A 13937-nucleotide genomic window follows, 5' to 3' on the forward strand; every position below is an offset into this window, starting at 1 on the left:
ATGTTTTAGTCTCGGTCACAGCTTAAGGGGCCTTCGAATAGAATGCAATCATTGAATAAAGACGGCATCGCGATCTGCGCGCCGCACGCCTCAACGTGCGATATTCTGCCTGAAGAAAATCACAGGCTTTCTCATGTTTCCCCCCACGGTTTCCCTAATTGCCGAAGACCAGCCTCCAGAAATGCGTCCCGCATGCGTCCTGGTGTTCAATGCCAACGACCCCAGCGGCGCCGGCGGCATTGCGGGTGATGTCGCAGCGATCGCATCCGTAGGAGCGCACGCACTGCCCATCTTGACCGGGGCGTATGCACGAGACACGGCAGAGATTTTTGACCACTTTTCACTCGACGAAGATGCTGTGGCAGAGCAGGCCCGCGCGGTACTTGAGGACGTTCCGGTGCAGGTGATCAAGGTGGGATTTGCGGGCTCGCCGGAGAACCTCAGTGCCATTGCAGGCATCGCTACGGACTACGCGGATGTGCCCTTAGTCGCCTACATGCCCGACCTCTCCTGGTGGGATGAAGTCCAGATCGACCTGTACCTGGATGCCTTCAAAGAATTAATATTGCCTCAGACCACGGTGTTGGTCGGAAACCACAGTACCTTGTGGCGCTGGTTACTTCCCGACTGGACGACGGAACGAAGTCCGGGCGCAAGGGACCTCGCCCGCGCCGCGCATGAGCTGGGCGTGCCCTATACGTTGGTGACAGGCATTCCGTTGCCAGACCAGTTCATTGACAACGTCCTGGCGAGCCCCCAGGCCGTACTGGCAAATGAGAAGTTTGAGCGATTCGAAGCGGTTTTTTCAGGCGCTGGCGACACCCTGTCGGCCGCGCTCGCCGCCCTGCTCGCCAGCGGTGACGACTTGTCGGAGGCCTTCACGGAAGCATTAAGCTACCTGGATCGCTGCTTGGCCGGGGGTTTTCGCCCCGGCATGGGGCATGTCGTGCCGGACCGGCTTTTTTGGGCGCAGCCTGAAGATGATCCGGACGCGGAGATCGACCAAGACTCCTCATCCTCCTCCATTTCCACCCTGGAACTCCCTCCCCATGACACAAAACATTGATAACAACATTTCGCTGTTTGAACGCGCCAAGCGGGTGATCCCCGGTGGCGTCAATTCGCCGGTACGGGCCTTCAAGGCCGTTGGTGGCACGCCCCGCTTTATCAAACGCGCCCACGGCGCCTATTTCTGGGATGCCAACGACCAGCGCTACATCGACTACATCGGTTCCTGGGGCCCGATGATTCTGGGCCACGGTCATCCGGCGGTCGTCAAGGCCGTACAGGACGCGGTGCTGGAAGGCTTTTCCTTCGGCGCACCGACTGAGCGCGAAGTTGAACTGGCGGAAGAAATACTGCGCCTGGTTCCTTCCATGGACATGGTGCGCCTGGTCAGTTCGGGCACGGAAGCGGCCATGAGCGCCATCCGTCTGGCGCGCGGCGCAACTGGCCGCAGCAAACTGATCAAGTTTGAAGGCTGCTACCACGGCCATGCCGATGCGTTGCTGGTCAAGGCCGGCTCCGGGCTGGCGACGTTTGGCAACGCCACCAGCGCCGGCGTGCCGCCTGAAGTGGTGCAGCACACGCTGGTCCTTGAATACAACAACCTCCAACAGCTCGAAGAGGCCTTTGCCCTGCATGGCCGCGAACTGGCGTGCTTGATGATCGAGCCGATTGCGGGCAACATGAACTTCGTGCGCGCCTCCGTCCCCTTCATCAAACGCTGCCGCGAGCTGTGCACCCAGTACGGCGCCCTGCTGGTGTTTGACGAAGTCATGACCGGCTTCAGAGTGGCGCTGGGCGGCGCGCAAAGCGTCTATGCCCGCGACATCCCCGGCTTTGAGCCCGACATGACGGTGATGGGCAAGGTGATTGGCGGCGGCATGCCACTGGCGGCCTTTGGCGCCAAGCGTGCGGTGATGGAGTTGATGGCGCCACAAGGCCCGGTGTATCAGGCGGGCACCCTCAGCGGCAACCCGGTGGCGACCGCCTGCGGCTTGGCCACCTTGCGCGAAATTCAAAAGCCGGGTTTCTATGAAGACCTGTCCCGCAAAACCCGGGCGCTCAGCCAGGGCCTCACAGCGGCCGCAGCCGCCGCAGGCGTGCCGTTCAGCGCCGACAGCGAAGGCGGCATGTTCGGCTTCTTCCTGTTCGACGCCCTGCCGCAGAACTACGCCCGCGTCATGACCACCGACAGCGCCCGCTTCAACAAGGTCTTCCACGGCCTCCTGGACCGCGGTGTCTACATTGCACCGGCACTGTATGAAGCCGGCTTTGTGAGCGCTGCGCACACCGATGACGACATTGCTGGAACGGTTGCTGTTGCGGCTGAAGTCTTTAAATCGCTATAAAAACAGTAGCTGCTTGCGCTTATTTTTCGTGGGTTAGTGGCTTATTTTGGCTTCAATCATTGGGGTTTTGGCGTAGACCTCGCGGAAGGCGGGATACACCAATATCTTCCTTCGGGCGAAACTTCGGCCACTGGTTGTAGCCGACTTGAGGATCGTTTGCACGCAAGGCAAGAATGAACACCACTTCCATGCGTGAGAGTTCGGAATGACTTGCCGTTTCTGATTCCCACAAGATTTCTCTCGTGACCGTAAAAGATCGCCGTTGTTCGCTAGTGAAGTCGCGTGCGATCAGCTCGTCGCTGGGGCTACCGAAGTAGTTGATGCTGTCAGTGCGGTCCTGACCCACATAAACCTTCCCATTCGGGTAGGTGACCTTGTAAACCACTTTCAGCGTTTGCATCGGTTGCGCCTCTCTGGAAAACCGGATTGTCGCAAAGCCCCGTGAGGCTGGTGGATCGGGTGTCCGGTCGTCGGCCCCATTTGCGGTTGCTACAGAGCAGGCGCGCCAACGACGCTGTTAATGCAGCAACAACGGCGAGTCAATCAAGCCCGCCCGCGAGGTGGGCCAGAGAACGGATACCCGGTCTGCCAGCCCCGCCGACCTGCAACGCCAGCAAGTCAGTCAAATCACTACAAAAACAATAGCTATCCACGCAATAAATACGAGCGCTGCGGCCTGTTTTGTCTAATTATTAGTGCCTGAAGTGGCGCACGCCGCTGAACACCATCGCCACGCCGCGTTCGTCGGCCGCATCGATCACTTCCTGGTCGCGCATGGAGCCACCGGGCTGGATGACGCAAGTGGCACCGGCATCGACCACCACATCCAGACCGTCGCGGAACGGGAAGAAGGCGTCGCTGGCCACGGCCGTGCCACTCAGCGACAGCTTGGCGTGCTGGGCCTTGATGCTGGCGATGCGGGCGGAGTCCAGGCGGCTCATCTGGCCGGCACCGACACCCATCGTCATGCCGCCTTTGCAGAACACGATGGCGTTGCTCTTGACGAACTTGGCCACATTCCAGGCGAACAACAGGTCCTGCAACTGCTCTGCTGTAGGTTGAACCTTGGTGACGACCTTGAGGTCAGCCAGGGTGAGCTGGTGGTTGTCGGCGGTCTGCATCAACAAGCCAGAACCGATGCGTTTGACATCGACCGCGTTGCGGCCATTGTCCCAATCGCTCATCCCCCCGGCGGGCAGGCTGATTTTCAGGATGCGCACGTTCACCTTGCTTTTGAACACCTCCAGCGCCTCGGGCGTGAAGTCAGGCGCCATCAGCACCTCGACAAACTGTTTTGAAATTTGCAGCGCGGCACGCTCGTCCAGCGTGCGGTTAAGGGCAATGATGCCGCCAAACGCCGAGGTCGGGTCGGTCTGGAACGCCTTGCTGTAGGCCTCCAGCGCGTCAACACCCACCGCCACACCGCAGGGGTTGGCGTGCTTGACGATGACGCAGGCGGCTTCCTTGCTGGCGTCAAAGCTCTTGACGCACTCCCAGGCGGCGTCGGCGTCTGCGATGTTGTTGTAGCTCAGTTCCTTGCCCTGCAGTTGCTGCGCCGTGACGAGCGAGCCGGGCGCGGGGTGCAGGTCGCGGTAGAAGGCGGCGCTCTGGTGCGGGTTTTCGCCATAGCGCAAGTCTTGCAGCTTGATGAACTGGCTGTTGGACTGGGCCGGAAACAACTGACGCACGGGCGTGTTGTTGCCTTCTTCGAAGTTGATTGACGACAGGTAGTCGCTGATGGCGCCGTCGTACTGGCTGATGCGGTTGAAGGCGGCCACCGACAGGGCAAATTTGGTCTTGAGGGTGAGGCCACCGACTTTCAGTTCGGCAAGCACCTGGGCGTACTGCGAGGCGTCGGTCAGCACGGCCACGTCTTTCCAGTTCTTGGCGGCACTGCGCACCATGGCGGGGCCGCCGATGTCGATGTTTTCGATCGCGTCCTCCAGCGTGCAGCCGGCCTTGGCGACCGTCGCCTCGAACGGATACAGGTTGACCACCAGCAGATCGATGGTGTCGATGGCGTGTTCTTTCAACGCGGCCATGTGTTCGGGCACGTCACGCCGGGCCAGCAGGCCGCCATGCACTTTCGGGTGCAGGGTCTTCACCCGACCGTCCAGCATTTCGGGAAAGCCCGTCAACTCGGCGACCTCGGTCACGGGCAGGCCTCGCTCGGCCAGCAACTTCGCCGTACCGCCAGTGGAAATGAGCTTGATGCCCAGGGCGTGCAGTGCCTGTGCAAATTCAACGATGCCGGTTTTGTCTGAGACGGAGAGAAGTGCGTTCATAGATATAAAAATGTGATCGTTGGAAAGGGGGGTTGCCGGCCAGCGGCGGGGTTCGAACTACTTGATGAGCTTGTGTTCAAGCAGTTTTTTGCGCAGGGTGTTGCGGTTCAGGCCAAGCCACTGGGCGGCTTTGGATTGGTTGTAGTCCGCATGGTGCATGACAACTTCAAGCAGCGGTTTTTCCACCACATTGACCATCATGTTGTACATGCCGTCCGGCTCGGTTCCCCGCAAATCCTTGAGGTAGCCCTCCAGACTGGTGCGCACGCACTCTTCAATGTGTTTCTTGCTCATACCGCTGTCTCCATATGTTTTTTTTCTCACTCGCCAAACCATTCGGAACGACGTCTGGAATCCGGTCCATGCGGTCGTTCAAGCCGTCAAAAAAATCAGCCACGGCCGCCGTCTGCTGACCACAGTCTTCGATCAAATTCATGCGCGCCCGAAAATCCTGTCCCCCCGGCAAAGACTTGACATACCAGCCAATGTGCTTGCGTGCGGTCCGCACCCCGGAGTACTCGCCGTACAGGGCGTAATGGTCTTGCAGATGGTCCAGCAGCAATTGCTTGACCTCGGCCACCAGCGGCGCTGCCAGGTGGGTGCCCGTTGACATGAAATGCGCCAGCTCGCGAAAAATCCAGGGGCGCCCCTGCGCCGCGCGGCCAATCATCACGGCATCGGCTTTTGTCGCCGCCAGCACCTCGCGGGCTTTCTCGGGCGTGTCGATATCGCCATTCGCCACCACGGGCACGCCCACTGCCGCCTTGACCGCGGCAATGGTGTCGTACTCCGCCTGCCCGCCGTAGCCCTGTTCGCGGGTGCGGCCATGCACCGCGATCATCTGCACCCCGGCGCGCTCAGCGGCGCGGGCCAGCACCACCGCATTTTTTTCCGATTGACACCAGCCCGTGCGCATCTTGAGCGTCACCGGCACGCCGCGCGGTGCGCAGACCGCAACCACCGCCTCGATGATGGACAAGGCCAGCGCTTCATCCTGCATGAGCGCCGAGCCAGCCCACTTGCTGCACACCTTTTTGGCCGGGCAACCCATGTTGATGTCAATGATCTGCGCGCCGCGGTCGATGTTGTAGGCTGCCGCTTCACCCATCATCAGGGGCTCGGTGCCGGCGATCTGCACCGCGATCGGACCGGGCTCGCCCTCATGGTTGGCGCGGCGGGAGGTCTTGAGCGTGTTCCACAGGTCCGGTCGGCTGGTGACCATCTCGCTGACCGCATAACCCGCGCCCAGCTTTTTGCAAAGCTGGCGGAAAGGCCTATCCGTCACACCCGCCATGGGTGCGACAAAGAATGGATTTGCCAAGACAAATGGGCCGATGTTCATGCGAACGAATCGAATGGGGCTAGGTGAAACGAAATATTGGAATTTGGGGAGGCAGAACGCCAGCCGTCGATTCTAACTGCCCAATATTTCAGCAATTGAAACGCAAACCTATACTCACGCACCGATGGACGACTGGATCAAACAACTGCTGGAAATGCTCGCACTGCCCGAATACGGGCTCAGCACGGTTTTTGTGGTGTCGTTCATTTCTGCAACGCTCCTTCCCCTGGGCTCCGAGCCAGTGGTTTTCGGACTGGTCAAGCTCAGCCCTGACCTTTTTTGGCCGGCCATTCTGGTCGCCACCGTCGGCAACACGCTGGGCGGCGCCGTGACCTGGGCCATGGGCCTAGCCTCGCACAAGGTGGTTGATCGATACCAGCATTCGAAACACCACCTCCGGGCGCTGGACTGGCTGGAGCGCATCGGTCCCAAGGCCTGCCTGCTGTCCTGGCTACCCATCGTCGGTGATCCCTTGTGCGCCGTCGCCGGCTGGCTCAAGCTGCCGTTCTGGCCCTGCATGGTTTACATGGCAATTGGCAAGTTTGGCCGCTACCTGACGATGACGGCCGCCCTCGTCGGCGCGTTCGGCGGCTAGTCCCGCCTTCTGGCACGCGCTCCAGTCGCTACACTTTTAATAGCTGCCTGCGCATATAGCACGGGGGCTGCAGCCGTATTTCTCATAAACCTCAGGAGCTGAACAGGAAGTTCATCACATCGCCGTCCTTGACGACGTACTCCTTGCCTTCGCTGCGCATCTTGCCCGCGTCCTTGGCGCCCTGCTCGCCCTTGTAGGTGATGAAGTCCTCAAACGCGATGGTCTGGGCCCGAATGTAGCCCTTCTCGAAATCGGTGTGGATCACGCCGGCGGCTTGCGGGCCGGTATCGCCCACATGGATGGTCCAGGCGCGCACCTCTTTCACACCCGCCGTGAAGTAGGTTTGCAGCCCCAGCAACCTGTAGGCGGCCACGATCAGGCGGTTCAGGCCCGGCTCGTCCTGACCGATTTCAGCGAGGAACATCTTCTTGTCTTCCTCTTCCATGTCGGCCATTTCGGCTTCCATCTTGGCGCAGATCGCAACCACCGGCGCGTTCTGGCTGGCGGCATATTCGCGCAGCCGGTCGAGGAACGGGTTGTTCTCAAAGCCGTCTTCGGCCACGTTGGCGACGAACATCGCCGGCTTGGCGGTGATCAGGAAAAACTGTGTCAGCAGCGGCAACTCTTCCTTGCTGAAGTCCAAGGTGCGCACCGGCTTGGCTTCGTTCAGGGCGGCCTGGCATTTCTCCAGAATCGCCACCAGCTTGATGGACTCCTTGTCGCCCGAACGCGCAGTCTTGGTGACCCGGTGCAAGGCTTTTTCAACCGCCTGCAGATCCGCCAGGCACAGCTCGGTCTGGATCACTTCCATGTCGGAGATCGGGTCCACCTTGCCGGCGACGTGAATCACGTTCTCGTCTTCAAAACAGCGCACCACGTTCACAATGGCGTCGGTTTCACGAATGTGGGCCAGGAACTTGTTGCCCAGGCCCTCACCGGTGCTGGCGCCCGCCACCAGGCCGGCAATATCCACAAACTCGACGATGGCGCGCTGCACCTTTTGCGGCTTGACGATGGCGGAGAGCGCATCCAGACGCGGATCAGGCACTTCCACGATACCCACATTGGGCTCGATGGTGCAAAAGGGATAGTTTTCGGCCGCGATACCGGCCTTGGTCAGGGCGTTGAACAGGGTCGATTTACCGACGTTGGGCAAGCCCACGATGCCACACTTCAAACTCATGAAATTTCCTTTGGAATCAACCCCTTGCGCACCATCGTCCCCAATGTGGGCATCGTGAAACGGCCCGATCCGCGAATGACGGAACCAGGCGGCAAAATCAAAAACCGGACCGGGATGCGTCGATTTTCCGAGGATTTTGTCCTCGTTTTGCCTTGGGGAAACTAATGCCAATTGTACTGATCAGCAAATCCTTCGGCGCGGCAATACCGCCACCGATCGGCGCCAGCTGCGCGACCAGGTGGGCTTCCCAGAGAACATCAGTCCAAAAACTTGCTCCAGGTTCCGATGTTGTAAACCTGCCGGTAGCCGTTCTTCCTGAGCATCAGTTTGGCCATTCCACTTCGTGTTCCGCTGGCACAGCAGAGAACGACCGGGGATGACTTGGGTATCTCACCGAGTCTGCTACCCAATTCCTGAAGGGGAATGTTGATTGTTCCAGGAGCGTTCCCGTTTGCGAACTCCTCAGGTGATCTGACGTCGACAAAGATCGCGCCGTTCCTCTTGAGTTCTGGCAGCATGGCCTTGACTCTTCTTGCATTCCACCACTTGTACGCAAACCAGAGAACCAGCGCCAAAAATGGCCAGTACTTTTCAAAAAAACCCAGAAAATCCATATAACTCCTTATTGATACGATACTTGCACGACATTCTCGTTCGAACGGGCTTCACCCAAAATCAATGTCCGCCGACAGCGCCTGTCCCACGCGCAGCACCGCACCCACACCGCTGATCACAATCGCATTCATACCGAAGGTCACGGCACCTCCCACCCGGGCATCCTGCCGGTAAGCCTGCAAGGCGTCGCCGACTTCCGGACTGCTGGCAGCGGTCGTCGGATCAATATTGGGAATGGGGCAACGCGGGCAGGGCTTGACCGGTTTGAGCAGCACCTGTGACGCCCCCGCGTCAACGTGCATCAGATCGAGCCGGTCCTCATCGTGCGCCTGCAACCCCGACAACACCACATTGGGTCGAAAGCGCTCCATGCCCACGGCGTGATGACCAGCAGCCAGCAGACGCTCATTCAGGTGCGCCAGCGACGCGTCGCTGACGACCAGCACGGGGTAACCGTCGCTGAACTGATTGAGCGCCTCGACGCCGTTGGTCCACCTCAAGTTCGACACACGCCGGTGTGCCGGATCAAAGCGCACCAGCCGGTACAGCGCTGCATTCGGCGCCGGTGTACCACCTTCAGACAACGACAGAAAATCCGTGAACCACTGCGCCGCGACGTCGCCCATGTCATAGGCGGGCACCACGTCATCCCATACCTTGACCTGGGACGGCCGGTCCACGGCGTCCAGTGCGATATGCAGGGCCAGCATGCCGGGCGCGCGCAACACCAACTCGTGCGTTTTGATTTGGGGTCGCACCAGCGCCAGACGGGGTCGTTCGCGTTGCGTCACAAATTCGCCCTGGGCATCGACCACCATCCAGCTGCGGTCAAACTCGAGCCCGGTGGCCGTCAGCAACGCCTCCTGCACCTCGACGCCGGCACAGGACTTGACCGGATAAATGAAGAGGCGCGCGATCATGGCGCTGACGTCGCCGGCGGGTAAGGTGTTTGCGCTCACAGTGGGGTCTCCAGAAAGTACGACAGTCCGGATTTTGCCCTGCCTTCTACAATCCCGGCCATGACTCAACCCTTTGATATTTGCATCCGCGGCAGTGGCGTTGTGGGTCGCACGCTGGCGCTGTTGCTGGCACGCGAGCGCCTTCGCGTTGGCCTGGTGTCCAAAACTGCAACAACCGCGAGCGGCGCGGCGCCTGACACGGGCGACGTACGGGCCTATGCCCTGAACGCCAAATCCAGGGCTCTGCTGGAATCGCTGCGCTGCTGGCCCGATGCCCAGCACGCCACCGAAGTCCTGGCGATGCAGGTCAAAGGCGACGATGGCGGCGAGGTGAATTTCTCCGCCGCTGCGCTCCAGGTGCCCGGCCTGACCTGGATTGTCGACGTGCCAGTGCTTGAAGCCCAACTGGCCGAGGCCGTACGGTTTCAACCGCAAATCGAGTTGCTCGACGCGCCCCAGCCGGCCGCACTGACCGTGATCTGCGAAGGCAAGTCGAGCAGCACGCGTGCAGAATTCGGCATTGAGTTTGACGTCACGCCCTACCCCCAAAAAGCGATCGCAGCGCGTCTGACCTGTGAGCTTCCCCATGCCCAAACTGCGCGCCAGTGGTTTTCTCAGGGCGAAATCCTGGCTTTTTTGCCAATTGGCGGCCCCCAGGGGAACTCTGTCGCCATTGTCTGGTCTGTTCATGAGGACCGTGCTCAGGCACTGCTGGACGAAAGTCCCGCCGAGTTCTGCCAGAGGCTGGAGGCCGCCAGCAACGGGAGTCTGGGCAAACTCACCTTGATCAGTGAGCGAGGCGCCTGGCCGCTGCAGATGGCGCGCGCCGAGCGCTGGGCGGGCACTCATGCAGGCAAGGCTTGGGCTCTGGCAGGCGACGCGGCCCACACCGTGCATCCGCTGGCGGGGCAAGGTCTGAACTTGGGGCTGGCCGACGCGGCAGCGCTGGCGACGACCTTGCGCGAGCGCGAGTACTGGCGCGGCGTGGGCGATGAGAAACTGCTGCGACGTTATGAGCGGTCCCGCAAGGCCGAGGTCATGACCATGGGCGCCACGATGGATGGTCTGCAGCAATTGTTTTCGAGGGACGACGCCAGTTGGCAAGCCCTGCGCAACTGGGGCATGAACGGGTTTGAACGCAGCGGCCTGCTCAAGCAATGGGTCGCCCGCCAGGCCATGGGGTTTTAATATTGTTAATGACTGAACGGATGATGATGAAATTGATGAAAACCGTGTTGATCGTCGCCACCCTGGCTGCGTCTTTGAGCGTTGCAGCCCAGGAGGCCACGATTCGCAAGAATCTGGGCGAGCGGATCTCCCAGCTGAAAAAAATAGACGAGATCACAAAGAGCCCGATGCCGGGCCTGTATGAAATCCGGGTCAATGGCACAGAAATTTTCTACACCGATGCCGAGGGCAACTTTCTGATCCAGGGCAATCTGATTGATACCAAACAGCGCCGCAACCTGACCGAGGAACGCGTGGACAAGTTGACAGCCATCAGCTTTGACTCGCTACCGCTCAAGGATGCATTCACCATCGTGCGCGGCAACGGCAAACGCAAGCTGGCCGTCTTTGGTGACCCCAACTGCGGCTACTGCAAGCGCTTCGAGCGCGACCTGGAAAAAGTGGACAACGTGACAATTCACATGTTCCTCTACCCTATCCTCAGTGCCGATTCAAACGAAAAGTCCAGAAACATCTGGTGTGCCAAGGACAAGGGCAAAGCCTGGCAGGACTGGATGGTGCGTGACCAGTTGCCCGCAGTGGCGAACTGCGACACCGCCGCCATCGCGCGCAACGTCGAGATGGGCCGCAAGTACAAGATTTCCGGCACCCCCACGCTGGTCTTCGCCGACGGCTCCAGGGTGCCCGGCGCCATTGGCGCGGCGGAAGTTGAGAAACATCTGACTGCCGCCAAAAACTGATGGCAACCGCCGCCGTCAGCTACCAGGTCCGGGTACAGGACCTGCACGCCCATCTTTTTCAGGTGACCCTGACCATCGCGCAGCCATCGACATTGCAGCGTGTGAGTCTGCCGGCGTGGATTCCCGGCAGCTATCTGGTGCGCGAGTTTTCCAGGAATTTGCAGCGGCTGCAGGCGCGTCAGGGGACCCGAGTGATTGCGGCGACGCAGATCGACAAGTGCAGTTGGCAAGTGCCCTGTTCGGCGGACAAGCCGCTGGTGCTGAGCTACGAAATCTACGCCTTTGACAACTCGGTCCGCACCGCCTGGTTGGACTCGGCGCGCGGCTTTTTCAACGGCACCAGCCTGTTTTTGCAGGTAGAGGGCCAGGAAGCTTCCGTGCATGAACTGGCGCTGGTGGCGGACAAGGCCTTGCCCCGCTGGCAAGTGGCGACCGGACTGACACCCAGGAAGACCACCAGGGACGGCTTCGGCACCTACCTCGCCGCCAGCTACGATGAGCTGGTGGACTCACCCGTCGAGATGGGCGAGTTCTGGAGTGGCTCTTTTGTGGCGGCCGGCATTCCGCACCGCTTTGTCGTGGCCGGCGCGCCTCCCAGTTTTGACGGCGCCAGGCTGCTGGCCAACACCCAGGCAATTTGCGAGGCGGAAATCCGTTTCTGGCACGGCGCCAAAGCGGGCTCCCGCTCCGGCCACCGACCGCCGCACAAAAACTATCTCTTCATGCTCAACGCCGTGGACGACGGCTATGGGGGTCTGGAGCACCGCAACTCGACCGCGCTGATTTGCACCCGCAAGGACCTGCCGCGCCTGAGCAACCCGGCTCTCACGCCGGGCTCCGCCAAGCCGACCGGCACAAAACCCAAGCAAAGCGACGGCTACACCACCCTGCTGGGGCTCATCAGCCATGAGTATTTCCACACCTGGAACGTCAAGCGGCTGCGCCCCGCCGAGTTCGCCCGTTACGACTACGGCGGCGAAAACTACACGCAACTGCTCTGGTTTTTTGAAGGCTTCACCAGCTATTACGACGATCTACTGTTGCGCCGCGGCGGCCTGATTGACGACACGACTTACCTGAAGCTGCTCACCAAAACCATCAACCAGGTGCTGCAGACGCCGGGGCGTGCCGTACAAACCGTCGCGCAAGCCAGCTTCGACGCCTGGGTCAAGTACTACCGGCCGGACGAAAACACGCCCAATGCCACCGTCAGCTACTACACCAAGGGGGCTCTGGTGGCCTTGTGTCTTGACCTGACGCTGCGCCAGGAAGGAAAAACCACACTAGATGCCGTCATGCGTGCCTTGTGGCTGCGCTGCCAGGGCGGGCCGATGCTGGAGGCTGATTTGTCTGCCGTACTGGCGGAACTGGGGAAGCGGTCCTTTGCCAGGGAGATTGCACACTGGGTCCATGGCACTGCGGAGCTGCCCGTCAAGTCCTTGCTGGAACGTCAAGGCATCGCCGTGCTGGAAGAGCCGGCCCAGATCGCCCAGCGGCTGGGTGTGCGCGTGGCCGACAGCGCCGGCATTCACATCAAGGTGGTGTTGCGGGGCGGTGCCGCGGAGCGCGCCGGTTTCGCCGCGGGCGATGAGTGGCTGGGTCTGGAGGTCGGACCGGCGAAATCGTCCACCAGCTGGCGCCTGACCAAGCTTGACGACTTGCTGCTCTATGCGGGATCGGCCACCAAAGTCGGTGCGCTGGTGGCACGCGACAAACGCCTGCTGAAGCTGTCACTGACACTGCCCAAGGCCGTTACCACCTGGCGGCTGGTGGCGCGCGACAGCAAGCTCACAGAGCAGTGGCTCAACTCCCCTTGAACTGAGGCGCGCGCTTCTCGCGAAACGCCATGACGCCTTCAATGTAGTCCGCCGTTTTGCCCATGGCAGACTGCGTGTCGCGCTCCACATCCAGCTGCTGGTTGAGGGTGCGCGTGCTGCTGTCACGCAGGATGTGACGCGTGGCTACCAGGGCCTTGGTGGGCATGGTGGCCAGGCGCTCGGCCAGGCTGGTGGCAGCGGCGACACAGTCGTCTGCCACGTCCCAGATCATGCCCCACTCCTTGGCCTGCACCGCACTCAATTTGTCGCCCGTCATGGCCAGTGCGATGGCACGTGCCAAGCCCATCCGCTGCGTCAAAAACCAGGTGCCGCCGGCGTCCGGAATCAAGCCGATCTTGCTGAACGCCTGGATGAAACTGGCCGTGGGCGCCGCGATTGCGATGTCGCAGGTCATGGCCAGCGAAGCACCGGCACCAGCAGCAACACCGTTGACAGCGGCGATGGTGGGCATGCGCAGATTCTGCAGGCGGCGCACCGTCGGATTGAACGCCTGCTCAATGACTGGCCCGGGGTCAGCCCGGGCTACCAGATCGGGACCCGGCTCAAAATCGAACTCAGCCAGATCGGCCCCCGCGCAAAAGCCGCGCCCGGCACCCGTGATGACCACCGCGCGTATGACTGCGTTGGCTTCTGCCCGATCCAGTGCGGCCCATAAATCATGGTGCATCTGGCGGGTGAAGCTGTTCAAGGCTTGCGGCCGATTCAAAGTGACAATCGCCACAGCGCCTTGCTCGGCGTACAAAACAGCAGGTTCAGACATGCGGAGTTCCCTCAGTTAGAAATGGAATTTACCATCTCCCGCACCACAGCCAAGCCCATGATTTCCCTTGGGTATAGT

14 protein-coding genes are annotated in these 13937 nt (G+C 60.8%); 6 read left to right on the top strand and 8 right to left on the bottom strand.

What is annotated here, in order from left to right:
- The first annotated feature begins 133 nt into the window (after positions 1 to 133).
- A complete protein-coding gene (locus Q7T10_RS15095; RefSeq protein WP_304749841.1) occupies positions 134 to 1066 on the top strand; it encodes a bifunctional hydroxymethylpyrimidine kinase/phosphomethylpyrimidine kinase in 933 nt (310 codons plus the stop codon).
- Positions 1050 to 2354, top strand: a complete 1305-nt coding sequence (gene hemL, locus Q7T10_RS15100; protein ID WP_304749842.1) for a glutamate-1-semialdehyde 2,1-aminomutase — start codon at positions 1050 to 1052, stop codon at positions 2352 to 2354. Before Q7T10_RS15095 ends, hemL begins: the two co-directional genes overlap by 17 nt.
- A gap of 52 nt (positions 2355 to 2406) precedes the next feature.
- Here hemL and Q7T10_RS15105 read toward each other — a convergent pair whose 3' ends face one another.
- From Q7T10_RS15105 to dusB, 4 genes are all read right to left on the bottom strand, one after another.
- The gene (locus Q7T10_RS15105) at positions 2407 to 2754 is read right to left on the bottom strand and encodes a GIY-YIG nuclease family protein (RefSeq protein ID WP_304749845.1); all 348 of its coding nucleotides are present in this window, start codon (positions 2752 to 2754) and stop codon (positions 2407 to 2409) included.
- Positions 2755 to 3046: 292 nt separating this feature from the next.
- Positions 3047 to 4639 carry a bifunctional phosphoribosylaminoimidazolecarboxamide formyltransferase/IMP cyclohydrolase gene (gene purH / locus Q7T10_RS15110; protein ID WP_370653781.1) on the bottom strand — a complete coding sequence of 531 codons (1593 nt, stop codon included), beginning with the start codon at positions 4637 to 4639 and terminating at the stop codon, positions 3047 to 3049.
- Between the two features lie 57 nt (positions 4640 to 4696).
- On the bottom strand, positions 4697 to 4933 hold the full coding sequence (locus Q7T10_RS15115) for a helix-turn-helix domain-containing protein (RefSeq protein ID WP_304749847.1): 237 nt from the start codon (positions 4931 to 4933) through the stop codon (positions 4697 to 4699).
- Positions 4914 to 5981: a tRNA dihydrouridine synthase DusB gene (gene dusB, locus Q7T10_RS15120; protein WP_304749850.1), complete on the bottom strand. Its 1068-nt coding sequence runs from the start codon at positions 5979 to 5981 to the stop codon at positions 4914 to 4916. Before dusB ends, Q7T10_RS15115 begins: the two co-directional genes overlap by 20 nt.
- A 124-nt stretch (positions 5982 to 6105) precedes the next feature.
- Here dusB and Q7T10_RS15125 point away from each other — a divergent pair, with 124 nt between their 5' ends.
- Entirely contained in the window at positions 6106 to 6576 is a 471-nt protein-coding gene (locus Q7T10_RS15125) for a YqaA family protein (RefSeq protein ID WP_304749851.1), read from the top strand.
- Between the two features lie 91 nt (positions 6577 to 6667).
- Here the strand turns inward: Q7T10_RS15125 and ychF are convergent, their stop codons facing one another.
- The 3 genes from ychF to Q7T10_RS15140 form a co-directional block, all read right to left on the bottom strand.
- Entirely contained in the window at positions 6668 to 7759 is a 1092-nt protein-coding gene (ychF, locus tag Q7T10_RS15130) for a redox-regulated ATPase YchF (RefSeq protein ID WP_304749852.1), read from the bottom strand.
- A 257-nt stretch (positions 7760 to 8016) separates the two neighbouring features.
- Entirely contained in the window at positions 8017 to 8373 is a 357-nt protein-coding gene (locus Q7T10_RS15135) for a rhodanese-like domain-containing protein (RefSeq protein WP_304749855.1), read from the bottom strand.
- A gap of 51 nt (positions 8374 to 8424) precedes the next feature.
- Positions 8425 to 9294, bottom strand: a complete 870-nt coding sequence (locus Q7T10_RS15140) for an MOSC domain-containing protein (protein WP_304750243.1) — start codon at positions 9292 to 9294, stop codon at positions 8425 to 8427.
- A 99-nt stretch (positions 9295 to 9393) separates the two neighbouring features.
- Here Q7T10_RS15140 and Q7T10_RS15145 point away from each other — a divergent pair, with 99 nt between their 5' ends.
- From Q7T10_RS15145 to Q7T10_RS15155, 3 genes are read left to right on the top strand one after another with little or no spacing between them, the layout of a single operon-like run.
- Positions 9394 to 10521 carry an FAD-dependent monooxygenase gene (locus Q7T10_RS15145; protein ID WP_304749857.1) on the top strand — a complete coding sequence of 376 codons (1128 nt, stop codon included), beginning with the start codon at positions 9394 to 9396 and terminating at the stop codon, positions 10519 to 10521.
- Positions 10522 to 10547: 26 nt separating this feature from the next.
- A complete protein-coding gene (locus Q7T10_RS15150; RefSeq protein ID WP_304749859.1) occupies positions 10548 to 11261 on the top strand; it encodes a DsbC family protein in 714 nt (237 codons plus the stop codon).
- Entirely contained in the window at positions 11261 to 13078 is a 1818-nt protein-coding gene (locus Q7T10_RS15155) for a M61 family metallopeptidase (protein WP_304749862.1), read from the top strand. The genes Q7T10_RS15150 and Q7T10_RS15155 overlap by 1 nt, the downstream gene beginning before the upstream one ends.
- On the opposite strand, the gene Q7T10_RS15160 is transcribed toward Q7T10_RS15155, so the two are convergent.
- Positions 13065 to 13859 (bottom strand): enoyl-CoA hydratase-related protein, encoded by a 795-nt coding sequence (locus Q7T10_RS15160; RefSeq protein ID WP_304749865.1) that lies wholly within the window; start codon positions 13857 to 13859, stop codon positions 13065 to 13067. The two genes, Q7T10_RS15155 and Q7T10_RS15160, sit on opposite strands and share 14 nt — an antisense overlap.
- Positions 13860 to 13937: the final 78 nt, after the last annotated feature.

Source organism: Rhodoferax sp., assembly GCF_030646845.1.
Lineage (GTDB): Bacteria > Pseudomonadota > Gammaproteobacteria > Burkholderiales > Burkholderiaceae_C > Rhodoferax.

Excerpts from the sequence above, each read along its gene's own strand:
- Q7T10_RS15125 (WP_304749851.1), top strand. The coding sequence starts at position 6,106 with ATGGACGACTGGATCAAACAACTGCTGGAAATGCTCGCACTGCCCGAA.
- Q7T10_RS15145 (WP_304749857.1), top strand. The coding sequence starts at position 9,394 with ATGACTCAACCCTTTGATATTTGCATCCGCGGCAGTGGCGTTGTGGGT.
- Q7T10_RS15160 (WP_304749865.1), bottom strand. The coding sequence starts at position 13,859 with ATGTCTGAACCTGCTGTTTTGTACGCCGAGCAAGGCGCTGTGGCGATT.
- Q7T10_RS15105 (WP_304749845.1), bottom strand. The coding sequence starts at position 2,754 with ATGCAAACGCTGAAAGTGGTTTACAAGGTCACCTACCCGAATGGGAAG.
- Q7T10_RS15140 (WP_304750243.1), bottom strand. The coding sequence starts at position 9,294 with ATGATCGCGCGCCTCTTCATTTATCCGGTCAAGTCCTGTGCCGGCGTC.
- Q7T10_RS15155 (WP_304749862.1), top strand. The coding sequence starts at position 11,261 with ATGGCAACCGCCGCCGTCAGCTACCAGGTCCGGGTACAGGACCTGCAC.
- Q7T10_RS15115 (WP_304749847.1), bottom strand. The coding sequence starts at position 4,933 with ATGAGCAAGAAACACATTGAAGAGTGCGTGCGCACCAGTCTGGAGGGC.
- purH (WP_370653781.1), bottom strand. The coding sequence starts at position 4,639 with ATGAACGCACTTCTCTCCGTCTCAGACAAAACCGGCATCGTTGAATTT.
- dusB (WP_304749850.1), bottom strand. The coding sequence starts at position 5,981 with ATGAACATCGGCCCATTTGTCTTGGCAAATCCATTCTTTGTCGCACCC.
- ychF (WP_304749852.1), bottom strand. The coding sequence starts at position 7,759 with ATGAGTTTGAAGTGTGGCATCGTGGGCTTGCCCAACGTCGGTAAATCG.
- hemL (WP_304749842.1), top strand. The coding sequence starts at position 1,050 with ATGACACAAAACATTGATAACAACATTTCGCTGTTTGAACGCGCCAAG.
- Q7T10_RS15135 (WP_304749855.1), bottom strand. The coding sequence starts at position 8,373 with ATGGATTTTCTGGGTTTTTTTGAAAAGTACTGGCCATTTTTGGCGCTG.
- Q7T10_RS15150 (WP_304749859.1), top strand. The coding sequence starts at position 10,548 with ATGAAATTGATGAAAACCGTGTTGATCGTCGCCACCCTGGCTGCGTCT.
- Q7T10_RS15095 (WP_304749841.1), top strand. The coding sequence starts at position 134 with ATGTTTCCCCCCACGGTTTCCCTAATTGCCGAAGACCAGCCTCCAGAA.